Genomic DNA, 21751 nt, shown 5'->3' with positions numbered 1-21751 from the left:
GGTATGTGCTAAAATCGCGGACAAATTTAATACTCTATACCTATCCGAAAACTATTCTTTTGTAAGGAGCCGCTGTGAGCCAGCCATCTCAAACAGCCGATATTCGTCAAGCTTTTATCGATTTTTTTATAAGCAAGCAGCATACCCCTGTCTCCTCATCGAGCCTTATTCCGCATAATGATCCTACTTTGCTGTTTACCAATGCCGGTATGAATCAGTTTAAAGAGACTTTTTTGGGGATGGAATCACGTGATTATACGCGCGCGGTCACTTCACAAAAATGTGTGCGTGCTGGCGGCAAGCACAATGATTTAGATAACGTCGGTTACACCGCGCGTCATCATACTTTCTTTGAGATGCTCGGTAACTTCTCTTTTGGTGATTATTTTAAAGAGGCCGGCATTGCTTATATTTGGGAGTTTTTAACCTCCGATGACTGGTTAGCTATCGACAAAGATCGTCTCTATGTCACTATTTACGAGACTGACGACGAGGCCTTTGACATTTGGCATACCAAGATTGGTTTGCCGGCGGAGCGTATTATCCGTATTGGAGATAATAAGGGCGCTCCTTATGCGTCTGATAACTTTTGGACCATGGGTGATACTGGTCCTTGCGGTCCTTGTACCGAAGTCTTTTATGACCACGGCCCTGAGATTGAAGGCGGTCTGCCTGGTACGCCTGAGGAAGATGGCGACCGCTACATTGAGATTTGGAACTGCGTGTTTATGCAGTTTAATCGACAAAAAGACGGTACCATGCTGCCGCTACCCGCTCCAAGTGTCGATACCGGCATGGGACTTGAGCGTATCAGCGCTATCATGCAAGGCGTGCATGGCAATTATGAGATCGATTTGTTCATCCATTTGATGGACGCCGCAGCGAAGATTTTAGAAATTAAGAATGAGCAGCAATCCTCGCTAAAAGTGATTGCCGATCATATTCGTGCCGTGTCCTTTTTGATCGCTGATGGCGTGATGCCAAGCAATGAAGGCCGCGGTTATGTACTGCGCCGCATCATCCGCCGTGCGGTGCGTCATGGTAATAAGCTTGGCGCTGAGAGTGATTTCTTCTATAAGATGGTCGCGCCCTTAGTCTCTGAGATGGGTGACGCTTATCCTGAATTAAAAGCAAAGCAAAGCGTGATCGAAACCGCTATTCAAAAAGAAGAAGCACAGTTTGCCAAGACCTTAGCCCAAGGCTTACGTCTGCTCGCCACTGAGCTTGAGACTTTACAAGATGGCGATATTCTCTCTGGTGCAGCGGCGTTCAAACTCTATGACACTTATGGCTTTCCTCTTGATTTGACTGCTGATATCACCCGTGAGCGCGGTATTACCATTGATGAAGCAGAGTTTGACGAGCAGATGCAAGCGCAGCGCGATCGCGCTCGTGATGCCGGTAAATTCGATGTCGATTACAGTAGCGTCATCCAAGTGGAGACGCCGACTGAGTTTATTGGCTACGATCAACTGAACGATGATAATGTCAATATTATCGCGCTCTATCAAGATGGCAATCCAGCCGAATCTCTAGCAGAAGGTAGCGAAGGCGTTATGGTCCTTGATCGAACGCCTTTTTATGCCGAAGGCGGCGGACAAGTCGGTGAGCTGGGCGAGATACGTAGCGAGTCTGGCGTTTTTGCGGTACAAGACACTAAAAAGTCTGGCCAAGCCATTATCCATTATGGTGTCGTGAGTATGGGTACTGTTAGCGCAGGCCAAAACGCAGAGGCACAAGTACTCTCAAGCATCCGGGCTGCTAGCGCCAAAAACCACTCAGCTACGCATCTTTTACATGCCGCTCTTCGTCATATACTCGGTGATAGCGTCAGTCAAAAAGGCTCGCTAGTCTCAAGCGAAGTGCTGCGTTTTGACTTTGCTTACGATAAGCCCGTCAGCCCAGCTGAGATCGCTCAAATCGAGCGCCTAGTTAATGAACAAATCCAAGCCAATACGCCAGCCTGCATAGAGAACATGGCTATCGATAAAGCGATGGAAAAAGGCGCAGTAGCATTATTTGGTGAAAAATATGGTAGCGAGGTACGTGTGCTAACGATGGGCACAGAAGCCACCATCGATGGTAACAAGCAACCCTTTTCTATTGAGTTATGCGGCGGACTGCACGTGCAGCGTACCGGTGACATTGGCCTATTAAAGATCACTAGCGAATCTGGTATCGCCGCTGGTATTCGCCGTATCGAGGCGCTCACTGGCATGGGCGCTATCAAATACATCCAACAAAACGATCACCAGCTAGCGACTCTTGCAGAACAGCTAAAAGTCAAGCGTCCACAGGTTGCCGCGCGCGTACAGACCATGGCAGATAAACAGCGCGATTTAGATAAGCAGCTTGAGCGCTTACAACAAAAGCTCGCCAGCAGCCAAGCGGCGGATTTATTAAGCGAAGTGCAAACCATCAAAGATACGCCTGTGCTTGTCAGCACCCTAAGCGGTATTGACGGTAAGTCCATCCGGCCGCTAATGGATGATATCAAGTCCAAGCTTCCTGATAGCATCATCGTATTAGTCGGGGATAAAGACGAGCAGTTAGCGCTAGCCGCGAGTGTGGCTAAGTCGATGACCGCACGGATTAAAGCCGGTGATATCATTCGTCACTTGGCAGGTGAGCTTGGCGGTAAAGGTGGCGGTAAACCTGACTACGCGCAAGGCGGCGCGCCGAAAGCTGGGAATACTCGTACTGTGATAGAGGCTCTGCCCGCTTGGATCGAAGCGCAGCTAAGCTAGCTTAAGCTTGGTCAATACAAGCCGTTTATATAACAAAACGCTTAACTTACGTTTGATTTGTGTTTGACCTATGGCAGTTGGTTATAGCATTGATAATTAATTACCATATATCAAAGCGGCGCGATGACTTAAATTTGTGCTTTGATTATGGTATAAAGGTCAGCGTTCAAATAATAATACGACTTTATCACTACGAACGTTAATTAAAATACGATTGGATTTAATTGACGCTCATAACTGATAAGGGATGAATAATAGGTAAAATCTTATGGCGTTAATAGTACAAAAATACGGCGGCACCTCGATGGGCAGTATTGACCGCATTAAAAACGTCGCCAAACGCGTCAAACGCTGGCATGATAACGGTCATCAAATCGTCGTCGTAGTCTCTGCGATGAGCGGAGAAACCAACCGTCTAATCGATCTAGCGCGCCAGATTAGCAATAACCCTGATCCTCGTGAATATGATCAAATGGTTTCCACTGGCGAGCAAGTTTCGATCTCACTACTCGCTATGGCCATTCAGGATCTAGGTATTGGCGCGCGCTCAATGACGGGTCGTCAAGTCGCTATAAAGACGGACACCTCACATAATAAAGCCCGTATCGAAAGCATAGATGATAAAAATATTCGCCAACAGCTAGATGCCGGTAATGTCGTCATTGTGGCAGGCTTTCAAGGTATCGATGAGCACGATAACATCACTACGCTTGGACGTGGCGGCTCAGACACCACGGGCGTCGCTATCGCTGCTGCTCTAGGCGCTGATGAATGTCAAATTTATACCGATGTCGATGGCGTTTACACTACCGATCCACGTGTTACCTCAAAAGCTAAAAAACTTGAAAAAATAACTTTTGAAGAAATGCTCGAGATGGCAAGCCTTGGCTCCAAGATTTTACAAATTCGCTCAGTAGAGTTCGCTGGTAAATACGGTGTACCCTTACGAGTGCTATCAAGCTTTGATGATAACAACGATGGTAGCTTTGATGACGATTTTAAAGATAACGTGGGCACCCTAATTACGATAGACGAAGGAGACAGTATGGAACAGGCAATTATCTCAGGTATCGCCTTTAACCGTGATGAAGCAAAGATTGTAGTACGCGGCGTCCCTGACCACCCCGGTATTGCCTCAGCTATTCTCACGCCTATCGGTCGCGCTAATATCGAAATCGACATGATAGTACAAAACCTCTCTGCCAATGGCACTACCGACTTCAGTTTTACCGTCAACCGTACTGATATGGATAAAACTTTAAAGGTGCTAAACGAAGAAGTCAAAAACGAGATCGGTGCGAAAGAGGTCTCAGGCAATAGCGAAGTGGTTAAGATATCATTAGTCGGTGTCGGTATGCGTTCACACGCTGGGGTAGCAAGCCTAATGTTCCAAACCTTAGCCGAGAACAATATCAATATACAAATGATCTCTACCAGTGAAATCAAAGTCTCTGTACTTATCCAAGAGCAGCACTTAGAAAAAGCAGTCAAATCGCTGCATACTGCTTTTGGCTTAGATCGTGAGGATGGTGATAGCCAAGTAGCTGGACAATAAACCCTAGCTATTCTTTGTTTATCCGCACTTAGCCACTGATAGTTAGCTAAACTGCTAAGATAACTTATAATATATAAAGACAGAACCTGTTACGGTTCTGTTTTTTCTTGCTGTTATGGTCATAGTTGCCACAATCGCAGTGCATATCTGCTCACTTATCACTGCTAAATAGTCACCAGACTTCTGTTTTATCCAGTAGTATTGTTAAAATCCGTGACAGTACCGTCTATGGGACTTATAATGGGGCGTTCATTTGGGCAAAATGCTACCTATAATTATTGACCCTGTTTATCTCGTTTGAGACGATATATTCGCTTGTGAATTAAAACCATAAACAGCTTGATAATGGTTCATTTAATGATATTTAGTAATTGAGAAGTCATATGATAAGTAATCGTTTTTTACTGCGACATAAGGAGTGTGACGCATGTTAATTTTAACTCGCCGTGTAGGCGAAACTTTAATGATTGGCGATGAGGTCAGTGTTACTGTGCTAGGCGTCAAGGGTAACCAAGTACGTATAGGGGTTAACGCACCAAAAGATATCGCGGTACATCGCGAAGAGATCTACCAGCGTATTCAGCAAGAGCGCACCGTACAATCACAGATGCAGCATCTTGAACAAGGCAATTTTGCGCCTTCTTTTGATGACGAAGACTATTTTAATCGTTAAAATAAAGTTTTATCGTTTATAGCGGACTCGTTTACGGGTATGAAGACTATAAGCGCTTACTCTTTGTAATTTTAATCTTTTTGAGGTCATTTACTATGAGCATCCGCCAATCCGACGTTTCGGCTTTACTGAATGGTTTGAACAAAAAAGCCATAGGTTTTAACGATGTGATCAGCTTTATTGACGATTTTTATCGTTATTCCCCAGCGCCATTCGTCAATGGTATGCAGCATAATGCCGCTGGCGAAAACGAAGGTAGTGCCAAAGTTTTTGGTTTTGCTAAGCATCACGGCCTAAACCAGCTTGATACCCTTAAACTATTCGGTGAACATTACGATAAAGTACAAGCCACTCCTAAGGGTACTGACCACGCCAATATTCGCAATTTTTTGCATTGGGGTTGGCAAGGGTTTTTGATGCAAAAAAACCCACTAACACTCCGTCCGACTGTCGATACCACCGCTTTGTAAATTAACAGTCACTCTCTTAGTTTTATAAAATTATTACATAAAACTAAAAATCCACGCTATCGATGATAGTGTGGATTTTTAGTTTCAAGATTACTCATTATTTATCGCGGAATTTAACCGGTTGAATCGCGCCTTTAGGATTAGGCATATTAGGATAATGATGCTCGTGCTCGACATCGCATTCAGCGCCGACGATACTGCCATCATCTTTGATAGGTTTATGAATAAAGCCCACGCGTTCAGACGGCGCTAGATGTTCGTGCTCCCACATCATGACCGCTTGCATACAAGTTTCGCGCTGCTCAGCAGTCAGTTGGCGGCCATCTGGCCATTTGCCAATCTCAATGGCTACCCGGAATTTATCTACTATCTCAGGGGTCAAACTGGCTAGTATTGTCTCTTTATTCATCTTAGCTCCTCTTCTCTAGCTATCTTTAACCTGTCTAAAACTTAGTGGCTCACTCTGTTTTTGTACCTATCTTCTCGGGGGTAATACTATGATCATCGGCCTCAATATTATGGTGATCAATGTTATCCATCTCAATGTTCTCAACCTCAGTGCTTTCAATATCAATGTCATCATCGTCATCGCTATCCAGACTGAACTCTTCGGCATGTACATTCCAATGCAGCTTAGTACGGCAAGCTTCATAGAACTCAAACCCTGGTGGATGCAGCAAAGTCAGCTTATCAGGATGCTTACGGATATATAGTCGCTGATCTTGTTCAATAGGTACACTAGGTTTACCGTCGGCACTGACCATTGGTTGAGTGCGATTGTCTTCATGAATACGAATACAAACCTCACTATTACCACTGACCACAATAGGCCTGCTCGATAGCGTATGCGGATGCATGGGCACTAAACAAATCGCGTCCATACTAGGGTGGATGATAGGTCCACCGCCAGAGAGCGCATAGGCAGTAGAGCCCGTCGGTGTAGCCGCAATAAGGCCGTCACTATGCTGTCGGTAGACGTCTTGACCATCGATCTTCATCTGAAAATCGATCATGTGTACTGACTTGCCGGCATGGAGCACAATATCATTGAGCGCCATGTCTTCATGCAGGATATTCTCTCCTTCACGAATCTCCATCGTCAGCAGAAATCTGTGATCAAGCTGATAATCACCCATCAATACTTGCCGTAATTTAAAGGCGACCTCATTGGGCTTGACATCCGCCAGAAACCCAAGGCGACCTCGGTTAACCCCAAGTACAGGAACGCGATAACGAGCTAGTGCTTCAGCAGCATGCAAAATAGAGCCATCACCACCAACCACAATCACTAAGTCGCAAATCTCACCGATCAAACTGCGCTTGACGATTTTTACCTTTTCGATGTCTACCAAGTTCAAAGTAGGTAAATTAGCGGTTTGCATATCCATAATCAGCGTTAAGTTCATCTCATTGACAGTATTTGCTACCTGAATGAGACTCTGAATAACACTACGTTTGCCCGCGCGACCCATCAGACCAATACGGCGAAAGGCTGGGTTTTTGATAGCGTGAAACAGCTCTGATTCGTGCAAATGTGGCAATCGGGCTGACTGCGCAGAGTTTTCCATAAAGCGACTCGACCAAACTTAAATAAAGAGGTGCAAAGGTAATTAATACGATGAAATCAAGAAAGCAACATGCGTTATTATGACTATTTATTATAGCTATTGCTAATCATAAAACATCGATATCTTCGATAATGATAGCGATAAATAAAGCGTTAAACTATCATGTTTTATCAATCATCGTTGTTAACTGTCGTAATCGACCCCATCTATAAAAGAGTAAACGTTTACTTTGGTTGAGTAACTTTTCTTAAATGATCTTTTTCTAATTGATTTTTATTGACCGATTTACTTATTAGCTGCTTTATTATGGTCAATTAAAAATAAAACCGTCATAAATCGAAATGCGCTACTGGGATAAATTTTCCTTGCGTGCTGCTGACACAGAGGCTGCGCAAAACTTATCCCAGTAGCGCTACAACACTTTTGTCTTAAATCTACTATATGACTCATTTTTACTTAGATTCGATCTATTTTAACTATTGTTAGTGCCTTCTTGTGAATGTCCACTAGACCCTAGCAACAGGTAGATGATATCAGGGCTAAGCCTTGATATCGGTCACGCAAAGACAGTTGACAATAATGCCGATTTTGCTAAAGTAACGTTGATTTATACTATTTTATATTAAGGATATATGTATGGCCAATCCTATTGTCAGTCGCGCAGAATTTGCGGTCGGCGGCGAGCCTATGACCGTCAAAGGTGTTATCCAAAAAACCAGTCTGTTACTTGGACTGGCGGCTATCACGGGCGTAGGCTTTTTCTTTTATGCCCTTATGGCAGGACTGTCACAAGGTTTTATTACTATGGCCGCTTTTGGTAGCATGTTTGCCGCCTTTGGCTTAGCTATTTTTATGACTTTCAAACCCAAAAAAGCCAAAACCTTTGCTATCCCTTACGCCATACTTGAAGGTATATTTTTGGGCGGTATCTCGCTGCTCTTTATGCGTATGTACCCAAGCGTACCTGTCACTGCTATGTGTGCAACCTTCGTCACCGCGGCAGTCATGTTAGGGCTTTATCGTTCTGGTTTGGTAAAAGTTACCCAAAAGTTCCGTTCGATTGTCACCTCAGCACTTATCGCTATCATGCTGGTTTATGTGGCGCAGTGGATACTATCTCTAGCCTTCGGTTCAAGCCTACCTTTCTTATTTGAAGGCGGCGCTATCGCTATCGGCTTTAGCTTGTTTGTCATTGTTATCGCTTCTTTTACCCTACTCCTCGACTTTGATAATATCGATCGCGGCGTAGCAGCGGGTATCTCTGAAGACTTCGAGTGGTTATTTAGCATCGGTATCCTCGCAACGCTAGTGTGGATGTACATCGAATTTATGCGTCTGCTTAGCTACTTACAAGACTGATCTGAAAGCTATTCGCTATTAACCTTTTAAAAATAAAAACCGCCTGTTATTGCTAACAGGCGGTTTTTTATGGACTAAACTTTAACCTAACGCTCTCGTTTGTAGCTTATATTTTAAGCTCGTTTCAGACGTAGAGCATTGAGCACTACTAACAAGGAGCTTAGCGACATACCGATAGCAGCAAGCCAAGGCGGGACATAACCGAAGATAGCCGGTAGCAGTACAATACCGTTATAGCCTAATGCCCAGCGAAAGTTTTGTTTAATAATACGTTCTGTCTTATCGGCGATACGCTTAGCAGCATTGATGCCTTCGACTTGACCGTTCAAAATAATACTATCACTAGACACTTGCGCTAGATCAGCAGCGCCGGCAATAGAAGTGGAAACATCAGCAGCGGCTAGCACGGGGGCATCGTTGATACCATCACCGACCATCAGTACCACCGCGCCGTTACTTTGCAACTGTTGAATGTGATTGACTTTATCAGTAGGTGATAGACCATTGTAAGCAGCGCTCATGCCAAGAGTATCAGCTATGACCAAGGCTTGCGGACTAGGATCACCTGTTAGCATCACTGACTCTATCCCTAGCTGCTTTAGAGTATCCAAAGTTGCTTTGGCGCTATCACGAACCTTATCATTGAAATAAAAGCAGGCCAGTGCTTGCCAGCTAGGCGCAGTATCTTCGGAGCTTTTAATTAAAGACTGACAAGATAAAACCACCGCTGAGCTGGCTCGATGGGCAATCAAATCGATATTGAGCGACTGAGCACTGCTGCTCGCATCGTCATGGGCAGCGTCCATAGCGAAATCAGCATGACCGATCCGGTATAATACCCCATCGACTATCGCTTCAACGCCGCCTGCCGGGTAATGTTGAAGGTTTTGGGTAGTTGGCAGATGTAGCTGATAGGCCGCCGTCAGCAGCGCATGGGCAATCGGATGACGACTGCCCACCTCTAGCGCAGCTGCTATCGCTAATAGACTATCTTGCGAGTCGGCATGAGCTGATGCTTGATCGTTTAATAGCTCAATATTTAATAAATTGGGCTTACCGTAAGTCAGCGTACCGGTCTTATCAAAGGCCACGTGCGTAATCTCAGCCAAAGTTTGCAGCGTGTGACCGCGCGTGGTCAAAAATCCATAGCTTGCTAGCCTATTGGTCGCTACCGTCAGCGCAATAGGCGTTGCCAAAGACAAGGCACAAGGACAAGTCGCTACCAACACTGCAACAGTGGCCCAAATGGCTTGGCTAGGATCTACGATATACCAGCCAATAAACACTAGGACCGACAGCACTAAAATACGAGCGACAAACCAACGTGCCAGCTTATCAGCTTGCTGAGCCAGTTTAGGCTTTTCACTCATAGCGCGGTTCATCAGCCGATCGATCAGTCCCATCTGACTGTCTTCTGGTAAAGCCGTCACCAACATCTCAAACGGCTGACTGTCGTTTTGCGCGCCGCCAACGATATAATCCCCTTGACGCTTGATAATCAGGTCGCCCTCGCCGGTCAATAAGCTTTGTGACACTGTCGCGGTTGGACTGAGCAAGATACCGTCGCTAATGATCTCTGCACCCGCTTCAATCATGATAATATCGCCAACTTGTAGACTTTGGGCGGTAACCATAGACTTATCAGCGTCAGGCGGCGCAGTCGCTGAGGCATCTGAATGTTGCCAGGCCAGAGCGACCTTTTGCGTCAGCACTTGAACATTAGCGTCCATATTTTGCATAAAGTTAGGCAATGGACTGGCAATGATATCATCATTAGTATTAACAGCATTAGTGACTTCGCCAACTGCTAATGGTGCTACGTCAGTCTCAGCTTGCTGTTTTAAACGCTCTAAAATAAGAGCAGCTGACGCTTTATCCTCAGCAATTTTTTGGACTAAAATCGGCTCAATCACTACTAGATCATTCGCCATAGTGGCTGCTTTTAGCCGAGCATTATGCTCGATGTAGCGCCCTGCTAGTAAGAAGAAAATAAACATACTCACTGAATCGTAGTAAGTCTCTCCTTGCCCGGTCACTGTGGCATACATACTAGCGAAAAAAGTGACGATTAAAGCGACACTGACCGGTACATCCATATTGACTTGGCGTGCGCGAATCGCCGACCATGCTGAGGTAAAGAACGGCACGCCGGCATAAAAGAAAACTGGCGTGCTGACAAATAACGACACCCAGCGCAAAAAGTCGCGCTGAAAGACGAGCATATCGCTATATTCACCAAAGTATAGCGCCACTGCATACATCATCGCTTGCATAGCGCCGAGGGCAGCGATACCGAGTCTGAGCAGCATTTTATTATTGTGCCGGGCTAACATCGCCTCATGCGTATCTTGCCGATAAGGTTTGGCGTCGTAACCGATTTCATTGATAACGGCTAAGATACGGCTAATGGGGAGCTTATTTTCATCCCAAATAATACGCATACGCTGATTGGTCAAATTGACTTGGCATTTATCCACGCCATCGATCTCGTAAAGCCTTGACTCAATCAGCCAAGTACAAGCCGCACAGCGCAAATTATTCACCGATAGCTCAGCGACTGATAGACCTTCTTGCGCGTAGACAAACTGTGACTTGATCTCATCGTGATCATAAGCTTCAAGCTGCGTCAGCTGAGTGGGCAAACTTGCGGTACGATTAATCTCTGAGCGATCCAGATAATACTGCTCAAGCCCTGCTTCTACGATACTCTCGGCTGCCAACTGACAGCCCATACAGCACATTTCACGCGCCTCGCCTAATATTTGTGCGTGAAATGGCGGCTTGGGTACTGGATCGCCGCAATGAAAACAATGCCCAGCGTGCGGCAGCACTAACCCTTGCGTGATGGAGCTATCGTCATACTGAGAATGGGATACAGACGAGGATGAAAAAGAACTAGACATAATCACTCTTATTTTTAACAGGATTATTTTAAGATCAGTAGTAGTTTGGACTTGCTAATCAATAAAGGCGACATACTTTGCTCTTAATAGTCGCTGATTCACAGAAAAAACATAATGAGCCTTACTCTAAGCCGTTATCTTATATGGCCGCTATACCCTAGGTTAAAAGCAGGAAACAGCATTTATTCATTAAGCTGCTATTACAGCACGATAAGTTGTGCTTATTATAGCGGTTTAATGCTTGCGTGTGATGAATGCTAAGACTGAGATGATAGATTGAAAATTTTGTCAATTTGCGTCATTATGAGGCAGTTTTTTTATGTTAAAACGGTGTGTTATCAGTGCAAAAACCTAATCTTCCCCCGCCGCAGTCGCCTAGAGCTGCGATGAGCTCCCTGCCCTCTAAACAAGGCGGGATTGTTTTTAGCAGTATCTTACTCATTATTGTCATTGTGGCTATGGTGCTGTTGGCCCTATATCTGATCAAGCTTGATCGTACTATCACCCATAAGTTTGAGGGCAAGCGCTGGGATATTCCGGCCAAAGTATACTCGCAGCCGCTGGAATTGTATCAAGGTGCTAATGTCGATAGAGACACGATGAAGACTTGGCTTGATCTACTGAACTATCAAAGCGATAAAGCTTATGATCGTACTGGTAGCTTTCACCGCTCAGGTAATACCTACTTTATCCATACTCGCGGTTTTAGCTATAGCGCTAACGATGTCGATAAAGCACAAGTCATCAAAATGACGCTTGCTAATAACAAGATCCAAAGTATTCAAAGCACTGAGCAAAACGATACGGGTATCATACGCCTAGAGCCTGTCAGTATCGGCGGTATCTATCCTGATAGTAACGAAGATCGCTTGGTCGTCTCTTTAGACGAAGTGCCTCAGCCGCTAATAGATGCGCTGATCGCTACTGAAGATCGCGGATTTTATGAGCATAAAGGCGTGTCGATACGAGGCATTACTCGTGCCGTCGTCAATAACTTCTCAGGCGGCTCTATGCAAGGCGGCTCGACTATCACCCAGCAGCTGATCAAGAACTTTTATCTCAATTCAGATCGTACTCTCAAGCGTAAAGCCAACGAGGCGCTAATGGCGGTACTGCTAGAGCTGCATTATAGCAAGGATGAGATACTACAGACTTATCTAAATGAGATTTACTTAGGTCAAAACGGTAACCGCTCTATTAACGGTTTTGGCTTAGCGTCACAGTTTTATTTTAATAAACCTTTAAACGAGCTGCGTCTAGATCAGCAAGCGATGTTAGTGGGTATGGCAAAAGGACCAAGTGTCTATAACCCTCGTCGCCATCCAGAAGCGGCCAAAACGCGTCGCGATGTGGTGTTGAGTAATATGCAAGCGATAGGCAAGCTGACGGCAGAAGACTACGCGGCTGCCACTGAAAGATCTTTAGGAGTAGTCGATAAGCCCGTTGAAGGTAAAAGCCAGTTCCCTGACTTTTTGGACATTGTCAAACGTGAGCTCAATGACGTCTACTATGCTGATGATCTCAAAAACGAAGGGCTGACTATTATCAGTACTCTTGACCCTATTGCACAACTGGCAGCAGACAAAGCCGTCGATCGTAAACTTGGAGAACTGCGCCGTAATAATAGCAAAACCAAAGATCTACAAAGCGCTCTGGTCAGTGCCAATCCTGAGACTGGTGAGCTGGTCTCTGTCATCGGTAGCGGTAGTGAATTCACCGGCTTTAACCGGGCGGTAGATGCCAAACGTCCAGTGGGCTCGTTGCTAAAACCTATCATCTATATGACTGCGCTTGAGAGTGGGCGCTATAACCTCGCCAGCTCAGTAGACGACTCTCCTATCACTGTTAACTTGAGCGATGGCGACTGGAATCCCAAAAACTACGATGGCCGGGATCATGGCTATGTTCCTCTAACCACTGCGCTAGCCAAGTCCTATAACCAAAGTACGGTACGTTTAGGAATGGAGTTTGGTTTAGACACTTTTGCTAGACAATTACGCCGTATGGGTATCGAAGAAAAAATCTCACCTTATCCTTCAGCATTATTAGGTTCGGTCAACCTCAGCCCGATGGATATGCTTGGGGTGTATCAAGTCTTTGCCACCGGTGGTTTCCGCACTCCTATTCATAGTATTCGCACGGTTATTGACGATCGCGGTCGTATTTTGCAGCGTACTGGGCTTAATACGCAGCGCAGTGTACCTCCTGAAGCCAACTTTTTGACCAACTATGCTCTACAGCAAGTGGTCAAAGAAGGTACGGCTCGACGAGCACAGTCTTTGGGTAGCGAGCTCAATCTAGCGGGTAAAACTGGAACCACTAATGATTACCGTGATGCTTGGTTTGCAGGCTATAGCGGCAATTATGTCAGTGTCGTTTGGGTGGGCCGCGATGACAATAAGCCTATTGGTCTAGGCGGTGGTACCGGAGCGTTACCGATTTGGGTCGATTATATGCGCCGCCTAAAGCTAACACCCGTTGCTATGGCAGAACCTGAAGGGATCGAATGGTTATGGTTAGAGAACAACTCAGGCAAGCTATCTAATGAGCGCTGCGCTAATGCTCGCTACTTACCCGTTATGTCCGCCTATCTACCTGAAGAAGCTAGCGAATGTGCTTTGCAGCTTTATCAGCAAGAGCGGGCACGTGAACGCGGATTTACTATCGAGCAGCCACAGTCAGAAAATCTGGAGAACCCTCAACAAGCCGCCGATGAAGATATCGAGAATAATGAGACACAAAGAGGCGCTGATACTTGGTACGACCGCGCGCTTGAGTGGTTTTAATGCTTTGTTGAATAGCTACTAACTTATTAAGTCGCCGGCTGTTAGGGTGTGTCCTCAATTGAATCATGAGGTCATGCCCTAGCAAAGTGCGCCAATCAAGTTATAATAAAGGCTTTAGTATTCACTACAGTCCATTATTTATAGCTAGTTATAATCATTAGCGATGGCTTGAATAATGATTCGCGCACAGTGGCATGATAGCGACATATAAATCCTTATGAGAATGAAGTAACCATAACATTCAGTAAATTTTTTACTGTTTATAGATGATGTAATATTAAGTAGAGGTAGCAGGATATGACGATACTAAGGCAGCAAAACTCACGACTTTTGGCAAGCATAGCAGCAAGCTCATTGCAGTCAAAGCGAGTGCTTCTCCCTACTCTAATCATGAGCGCCTTAGTCATGAGCGCTTGTCAAACAGCGCCGTCTACAACTGCTAGCAATAGAGGGTCGGTAACTACTATTAATCAAACGACCGCTGTTACTAACGCTAAGCAGCCTACAACTAGCCACACCAACGATGGCTATCCTATTGAGCCTTATATTCCGTCCAGCCGAGCCCCTACTACTTATGAAAGTAATGACAATCGCCAAAACCCCTTAACTCAGTCAAGCTCAGCTCCTACTCAGCCCATACCAACGCTCCCTGATGATAACGTTTTAGTCATGCCGCTACCGGACGTAATGATTGAAGAGCCACCCGTTTATGACGCTAATACGCCTTCTCAATCGCCAACATTACCCTCACATAGCGATTTATTAGAGCGCGCCCGTCAAAACTCTCAGCAGTCAAGTCGGCAAGCTACCAATAATAAAAGCGATTTACCCGCTTTCCAAAACCTGATGCAAGTCGGTACCGCGCAGCTGCAATCCGGCAATCTAACCGCAGCAGAAAGTAGCTTTACTCGTGCTCAGCGTTTAGCGCCAAGATCCTCAGCGGTGTACTTCTATTTATCTCAAGTCGCTCTAAAAAAGAATCAACCCCGTAAAGCAGAAGCGATGGCTCGCCGCGGCCTTACTGTCTCACAAGATGCTAGTCGTCGCCGCTCTTTATGGCAGCTCATTCTCAGATCTGGACAAGCACAGAATAATACTCGAGTGATTCGTGAAGCGCAGCAAGCGCTTCGCTAGCACTAAAGCTTAGCAGCGAGTCCTCATGCGGTCGCATTCAATTCTATCATTATTTTTAAACTCACTTTTATTAAGGCATTTATATGGCATGGCAACAACTGCATCTACAGTGTATAAAAACTAACGTTGATTTGGCTGAAGCGTTGTTATTAGAATCGGGCGCGCTGTCCATTATGTTGGACGATGCAGGCGATCAACCTTTATTTGAGCCGCTACCAGGCGAGTCGCCATTGTGGGATGAGGTGGTATTGACCGGTATCTTTGATGCCGCAAGCGCGCAAGGTAACAAACAAGCTCTCGAGCAGTTAAGCCATGATATCGCTGCACAAGTAAATGCTAGCCGCACTTGGCTTAGCGCTGTGGATGACAAGGACTGGGAGCGCGAATGGATGACGCATTATCAGCCTATTGAATGCGCCAATAACCTTTGGATTGTACCTGAATGGCTGACACCGCCAAATCCTGAGGCGACCAATATTATTATGGACCCAGGCTTAGCTTTTGGTACGGGCTACCATGCGACCACGCGCTTATGTCTAGACTGGCTAACAGCAGAGCCTTTACAAGATAAAGTCGTCATTGATTATGGCTGCGGCTCTGGTATTTTAGGGATAGCCGCTTTATTATTGGGCGCGCGTCAAGTTTATGCTGTAGATATCGATCCACAAGCGGTATTAGCTACTAAGCAAAACGCTGAGCGTAATAAAGTTGATGAGCGTCTATTGGCTTTCTTACCAGAAGAGTTCAACGATTATTGTGCTAATAATGAGGTAATACCGGTAGATATGATAGTTGCTAACATCTTAGCAAAACCGCTTATTGGGTTGGCTCCTTATTTTGCAACGCTTATCGCTGAAAAAGGTAGGCTGGTTTTAGCAGGTCTCATTGAGTCGCAGACTGAGCAAGTCACTGATGCTTATCAGCCGTATTTTGCTCTCGACCCTAAACATGCTTTTACCACGCAAGAAGATCATCACTGGCAACGACTCTCAGGAACATTTACAGGCTAGCAACATTTAATTACATCTGTTACGATATTAGTAGTAACTGCTTATCGCCAATTGTGGCTTAGTAGAATTAACGAACATCGTTTTCGGACTTGATAACATGACTACGTGTATCAGAACTCAGTGTCCTAGTTGTGAGATGTATTTTGATCTGAATGCCGAATTGCCAGAGCTTTTACACAAGCCGAGTACGCAGATGCGCTGTGCTCATTGTCAGCATAGTTTTTTGGTGAATGAACATCTAATTGTTTCTGCTCATGATGACTCATTAGCTGGCGCAGCCAAACTAGAAAACAGTACTCTTTCGGATAATAATTGGCTCGAAGAGCTGCTCAGCAAGCATAGCAGTAGCTCTATCGGTAACCTTAATCGTGATAAAAAGCCTGGTCATACTCAAGCGCAAGCTTTTGATAATAGCGCTTCTGAATCGACTATTGAGTCAACAGCTCTCTCAACTAAGCCGCAGCTGTTGTCCTCTAACAAAGCTGACCGGACTTTGAGCGATGATTATCTATATCAACGCTCAAGACAGCGTAACTTAGCCCAAAACGAAGAGCTGCGCTTGAATCCATACGATGATGGGCCACAATCAGTGGCGATGTTATTGTGGAGCGCTGGTTGTTTAGTATTAATCCTATCTTTATTTGCGCAATATATTATTTTTAATTTAAATACTTTGATCAAAAACCCAGACCATGCTGCCCGTTTAGAGGCTGTCTGTGTGATAGCAGCGTGTCGCTTACCCTCTGCTGACCTAGATGCTTTTGCGATCTCAGATCTCACATTTAGAGCAAGCAAGATCAAAGCGGCCAACGCTTTTAGCGATGTTCAAGCTACGCTATCGAATCAAAGTGCGCAGACGCAGCTGGTGCCTAGTCTTAAGGTTAGTATTTATGGTAGCGAGGCTTTAGTTGGTGAGTTCATTGCTATGCCAAACGATTACTTGATGGCTCATCAAAGCCAGTTATCTGCCAATTACAGCCAATCTTTTATGCTTACTATCCCTCTGACTCCCCAGCAAATTGATAGGATTATTATTGAACCTATTTACTGATCATCTGCCTAATATTGAGGACATCACCTTATGACACCATCTGTGCAGGCCTCTGCCAATCATTTTGCCCAAAGCGTTGATTATGTAAGCTCAGAGAGCTCCGAGCCTTTACGTCATCATGTTGAGCGTGTGGTTCGTGAGTACTTTTTAGCTCTAGGCGATGAGTTACCGACTGATTTGTATGAGCTCATCCTAAAAGAAGTTGAGCTGCCACTATTAAAAGTAGTCCTCGAAAAGACTCGCGGTAATCAAACGAAGTGCGCGCAAATATTAGGGTTGAATCGTGGAACCTTACGAAAAAAGCTAAAATGCTACGATTTGATGTAACCCTTTGGACCTATAAGCGCTAAAGCGTCGCATATTTTAACGAATTATTTTGAGCAAAAAAAACAAATTTTTGTACCTACTAGCTAAATGTTTTATCATAGCGACCTTTTGCTATTGCCTTAATCACTAATCGTTATGACAGTAGTAACTATATAAGCAACTACATATTTTATAATGCTTATCACGACTTACTCATGGCAATCATTGAGCCAATTAGTTCCTGGCTTGTTTTGCTTATATCCCCTCGCCTGAACCTATAAGGTATAAATTGCTAGCAGCCCATGCTTGCGGTTTAATGCCTTCTATTCTCAGGATTTTTATGGAATGATTTTATGATGACAAAACCACTAGCTCTCCTCTCCGTATCAGATAAAGCAGGAATTGTAGCATTCGCTCAAGGCCTAATCGAATCCGGTTTTGGCTTATTATCTACCGGCGGCACTTTTCGCTTACTGCAAGAGAATAATGTCGAAGTCACAGAAGTCTCTGACTATACTGGCTTTGCTGAGATGATGGACGGCCGCGTCAAGACTCTACATCCCAAGATTCATGGCGGTATTTTAGGCCGCCGAGGTACTGACGACGCGATTATGAGTGAGCATGCTATCGAGCGCATCGATATGGTCGTTGTCAATCTATATCCGTTTGCTGAGACGATTGCACAAGCTAACGTGACTATGACTGAGGCTATTGAAAATATTGATATCGGTGGCCCTACTATGGTTCGTGCCGCAGCAAAAAATCATGCTGACGTCGGTATCGTAACTGACCCTAGTGATTATGAGCGTGTTTTGTCTGCTCTAAATAAAGGCACGACTCTCACCTCAGCATTACGCTACGATTTGGCCGTAAAAGCTTTTGAACATACCGCTCAATACGATGGCATGATTGCAAACTTCTTAGGCAGCCGCGTCAATGAAACGCAGCAGCCAGAAGCTTTTTCTCGCACACTTAATCTACAATTCGATAAGACGCAGGATTTGCGCTACGGTGAAAACCCGCATCAGCAAGCGGCGTTCTATATCGAAAATGCCACTTTAAACGACAAAGAGGCTTCTATTGCGACCGCTAAACAGCTGCAAGGTAAGGCGTTATCTTATAACAATATCGCCGACACTGACGCCGCTCTTGAGTGCGTCAAAGCCTTTACCGCCCCCGCTTGCGTTATCGTCAAACATGCTAATCCTTGCGGTGTTGCCGTTGATCTCGATCAAGTCACTGCTTATCGCACGGCCTTTAGCACCGATCCTGAATCCTCTTTTGGCGGTATCATCGCTTTTAATACTAAGCTTAGCGTAGCGGCGGCAAAAGACATCATCGATAACCAGTTTGTTGAAGTGATTATTGCGCCAAGTATTGAAGATGGCGTGCTAGAAGTAACTGCAGCGAAGAAAAACGTTCGAGTATTGGTTTGCGGCGAGCTGCCAGTATCAACTAAGCGCCAAGGCAAACTCGACTATAAGCGCGTTAACGGTGGCTTACTAGTACAAGAACAAGACTTAGATATTATCACAGCTAACGACTTGCAAATCGTCACTGACGTACAGCCGACAGAGGCTCAAATTGCGGACTTATTATTTACTTGGACTGTCGCCAAATACGTCAAATCAAACGCTATCGTTTACGGTAAAAACAAGCGTACTATCGGCGTAGGCGCAGGGCAGATGAGCCGTGTCAACTCAGCTCGTATCGCTGCTATCAAAGCCGAGCATGCAGGTCTTGCTACTGAAGGCGCGGTAATGGCCTCAGATGCCTTCTTCCCTTTCCGTGATGGTATCGATAATGCTGCTGAAGTAGGTATTGCTGCTATTATCCAGCCCGGTGGCTCTATGCGTGATGACGAGACTATCGCTGCGGCTAACGAGCATGGCATAGCGATGGTATTCACCGGTATGCGTCATTTCCGTCATTAATAAGCTTGATTAATTGTTAAGCACGAAAAAGCCACCGTATCGACGGTGGCTTTTTTATGATTATTCTTTTATTTAGCGAACTTGAGCGTTAGCCATATTCGCCTCATTGATCTCAACATTATAGACTAAGCGTAAGTAGTCTAAGTAATCTTGCAACTGATCCTGACCTAAATTATCACGGATAATAGCAGCGGTTTGTGATTTTTCTGCTGCCGATAACTGTGATTCGCCCTGAGTTTCTATATGATCACCCACTAATACTGACGCACCCTCTTCCGTAGTACTCGCTATGGCAACTACCCCATTCATAGGCGCTTGCTTACTAAACGCAAGGCCGCGCTCTTTATCAGATAATAAAGGTGTCTGACGAGTAATTTCACCTAACGCTTGAAAAGTCACGTTTTGCTTGGCGATATCATCGACAGTATCAATAGCGGCGGCTGTCTTTTTGGCATCAGCTAGAGCCAGAGCACTGGCTTTTTGTTTGAGCAAGGTCTGAGTGATGATCGGCTTGGCAGCGGCTAAGCTCAAAGTCTCAGTAGGACGATAGTTACTCGGCTGCGCCCAGACCATACCATTACCGACTTCAATACCAGTCGTCACCGCTTGATCTTGAATCGTAAATTCATCAAAGGCTTGCTTGATAACTGCCGGCTGCGCTAGTACTGAAGTGTTATTTTGTTTACGGTAGTCTTTGATGCGTTTAAGCGTCACATTTTCTTGTTGAGCGATATCCTCAATACTAAAGCCATCTGCTGCTAGATCATTAATCGCAGTGACTTTATCCGCATAAATAGTCTGACGCTTGTACTCTTTGGCTTTGGCAGTCAGCTCTTCACGCATACTCTCCATAGTAGGCACATCGTCGCCATTGTCTGCAGTGACCTTGAAGATCTGGTAACCAAAGCTCGTATTAACGGCTGGACTAACTTCTCCCACTTCTAATCCTTCAAGCGCGTCTTCAACCTTAGCCGCATCATTGCCAAATACCGAAGGGTTAAAACGGCCGATAGCGCCGCCACTAGTGCCAGTAGGATCATCAGAATACTGTTTGGCAAGCGTAGAAAAATCAGCGCCTTGCTTAAGCTCAGCGAGCACTTTATCGGCGCGCGCTTTGGCATCATCACCACTCAAAAGGATCTGGCTAATCATGCGCTCATCAACCACACCAAGCTGCTGCTTATAGCTTTCATACTGCTGCTCTAACTCTTCTGAAGTCACTTGATTGACTTCGATGTTCGCCGGTATCAGCTGAATATAAGCAAGATCGACCATAGCGTCGCTTTTTAGCTTGTTTTTATTGGCATTATAATAAGTCTCTACATCCGCTTGCGTGACTTTTACTTGCTGTTGATAGTCCTGCCAATTGAAGCGATGAAGCCAAACCTTACGGGTTTCAAGTTGCAAGTCGATCAGCTGATTGACAGCGCGCATCGGATAAATAGCCGTTCCTACGATACTGGCATTAAGCTGATCTAGACTCAACTGATTGCGAAACTCTGCAAATAGCTGATCTTTGGTCATCCCGCGCTGACGCAAAAAGTTCGAAAATTGATCGTTTGAGAAGTTACCCTCTGCGTCTTTAAATATCTCTTCTTGCAACAATAAGCGATTGATTGTGTCATCAGATACGGTCATACCCAGCTTACCAGCTTGCTGCTCAAGTAGTGTGCGATCAATCAGACCCTTTAAGACTTGCTCATGTAGCACGTCTTCATTTATCAAACTGGCATCATCGACTTGATCCAACAGCTCAGCACGTCGACTGTTCACCGCAGACTGGTACTCGCTAAGTCCAACGCTAGCCTCTCCTACCTGAGCGATTTGGTTGGGATCAACACTCCCGCCAAAATAGCTCTCAACACCCAACAGCGCTAATGGCGCTAGGCATAAAATCAATAAAATGCGACCGGGCCAAGTTTTCAAAAAATCGCGCAATTTATCCATAATTATTTCTGCTTTATTAAACCGTGTTGGGAGAACCATTATAATAGTATCAGTCTTAATAAGATCGATAATGGTCAGAATCAATAATATACAATACTTGTCAATATATAAGTATTAAGGCAAAACATATCAATGCAAAAGAGAAGAGAATGACTGCTATTTCAGCGATTGAGCAAGCTAGACCTGCGCGCCTATGATACGTGATTTTTGCAATAGACTCAAAATATTCGTCTCGCCTTTCATAGCTTTTTTACCCATAAAAAAAGCACCTCAATTAAAGATGCTTTTTTTGTGCTATTTGCAGTGTT

The 21751-nt window shown here is 45.0% G+C and carries 14 protein-coding genes and 1 pseudogene; 11 read left to right on the top strand and 4 right to left on the bottom strand.

Annotated features, from left to right (window positions below; translation table 11 throughout):
* Positions 1–74: 74 nt before the first annotated feature.
* From alaS to ACTXGJ_RS08100, 4 genes and pseudogenes are all read left to right on the top strand, one after another.
* Positions 75–2747 carry an alanine--tRNA ligase gene (gene alaS / locus ACTXGJ_RS08115; RefSeq protein WP_443565629.1) on the top strand — a complete coding sequence of 891 codons (2673 nt, stop codon included), beginning with the start codon at positions 75–77 and terminating at the stop codon, positions 2745–2747.
* A gap of 268 nt (positions 2748–3015) precedes the next feature.
* Entirely contained in the window at positions 3016–4302 is a 1287-nt protein-coding gene (locus tag ACTXGJ_RS08110; protein ID WP_439242978.1) for an aspartate kinase, read from the top strand.
* A gap of 427 nt (positions 4303–4729) precedes the next feature.
* Positions 4730–4897 (top strand): annotated as a pseudogene (gene csrA / locus ACTXGJ_RS08105) (carbon storage regulator CsrA); the annotation flags it as partial.
* Positions 4898–5070: 173 nt separating this feature from the next.
* Entirely contained in the window at positions 5071–5445 is a 375-nt protein-coding gene (locus ACTXGJ_RS08100; RefSeq protein WP_439242980.1) for a HopJ type III effector protein, read from the top strand.
* Positions 5446–5542: 97 nt separating this feature from the next.
* On the opposite strand, the gene ACTXGJ_RS08095 is transcribed toward ACTXGJ_RS08100, so the two are convergent.
* Together ACTXGJ_RS08095 and ACTXGJ_RS08090 are read right to left on the bottom strand one after the other, a co-directional pair.
* Entirely contained in the window at positions 5543–5854 is a 312-nt protein-coding gene (locus tag ACTXGJ_RS08095) for a YeaC family protein (RefSeq protein WP_439242982.1), read from the bottom strand.
* A gap of 49 nt (positions 5855–5903) precedes the next feature.
* Entirely contained in the window at positions 5904–7013 is a 1110-nt protein-coding gene (locus tag ACTXGJ_RS08090; protein WP_443565628.1) for an NAD(+) kinase, read from the bottom strand.
* A 636-nt stretch (positions 7014–7649) separates the two neighbouring features.
* Here ACTXGJ_RS08090 and ACTXGJ_RS08085 point away from each other — a divergent pair.
* A complete protein-coding gene (locus ACTXGJ_RS08085; RefSeq protein WP_443565627.1) occupies positions 7650–8372 on the top strand; it encodes a Bax inhibitor-1/YccA family protein in 723 nt (240 codons plus the stop codon).
* Positions 8373–8485: 113 nt separating this feature from the next.
* Here the strand turns inward: ACTXGJ_RS08085 and ACTXGJ_RS08080 are convergent, their stop codons facing one another.
* Complete coding sequence (locus ACTXGJ_RS08080; protein WP_443565626.1) at positions 8486–11275, bottom strand: heavy metal translocating P-type ATPase; 2790 nt, start codon at positions 11273–11275, stop codon at positions 8486–8488.
* Between the two features lie 341 nt (positions 11276–11616).
* Here ACTXGJ_RS08080 and mrcB point away from each other — a divergent pair, with 341 nt between their 5' ends.
* From mrcB to purH, 6 genes are all read left to right on the top strand, one after another.
* Complete coding sequence (gene mrcB, locus ACTXGJ_RS08075; RefSeq protein ID WP_443565625.1) at positions 11617–14061, top strand: penicillin-binding protein 1B; 2445 nt, start codon at positions 11617–11619, stop codon at positions 14059–14061.
* Between the two features lie 297 nt (positions 14062–14358).
* A complete protein-coding gene (locus ACTXGJ_RS08070; protein ID WP_439242992.1) occupies positions 14359–15195 on the top strand; it encodes a tetratricopeptide repeat protein in 837 nt (278 codons plus the stop codon).
* Between the two features lie 83 nt (positions 15196–15278).
* On the top strand, positions 15279–16205 hold the full coding sequence (prmA, locus tag ACTXGJ_RS08065) for a 50S ribosomal protein L11 methyltransferase (RefSeq protein ID WP_439242994.1): 927 nt from the start codon (positions 15279–15281) through the stop codon (positions 16203–16205).
* 97 nt (positions 16206–16302) lie between these two features.
* Positions 16303–17256 carry a zinc-ribbon and DUF3426 domain-containing protein gene (locus tag ACTXGJ_RS08060; protein ID WP_443565623.1) on the top strand — a complete coding sequence of 318 codons (954 nt, stop codon included), beginning with the start codon at positions 16303–16305 and terminating at the stop codon, positions 17254–17256.
* A gap of 30 nt (positions 17257–17286) precedes the next feature.
* Entirely contained in the window at positions 17287–17583 is a 297-nt protein-coding gene (gene fis / locus ACTXGJ_RS08055) for a DNA-binding transcriptional regulator Fis (RefSeq protein WP_439242998.1), read from the top strand.
* A gap of 335 nt (positions 17584–17918) precedes the next feature.
* Positions 17919–19496 (top strand): bifunctional phosphoribosylaminoimidazolecarboxamide formyltransferase/IMP cyclohydrolase, encoded by a 1578-nt coding sequence (gene purH / locus ACTXGJ_RS08050; RefSeq protein ID WP_443565649.1) that lies wholly within the window; start codon positions 17919–17921, stop codon positions 19494–19496.
* A gap of 72 nt (positions 19497–19568) precedes the next feature.
* Here the strand turns inward: purH and ACTXGJ_RS08045 are convergent, their stop codons facing one another.
* Entirely contained in the window at positions 19569–21443 is a 1875-nt protein-coding gene (locus tag ACTXGJ_RS08045) for a SurA N-terminal domain-containing protein (protein ID WP_443565621.1), read from the bottom strand.
* Between the last annotated feature and the right edge of the window lie 308 nt (positions 21444–21751).

This window comes from Psychrobacter sp. 1Y11 (assembly GCF_052259045.1).
Classification (GTDB): domain Bacteria; phylum Pseudomonadota; class Gammaproteobacteria; order Pseudomonadales; family Moraxellaceae; genus Psychrobacter.
This window is presented reverse-complemented; position numbering and strand designations above follow the sequence as displayed.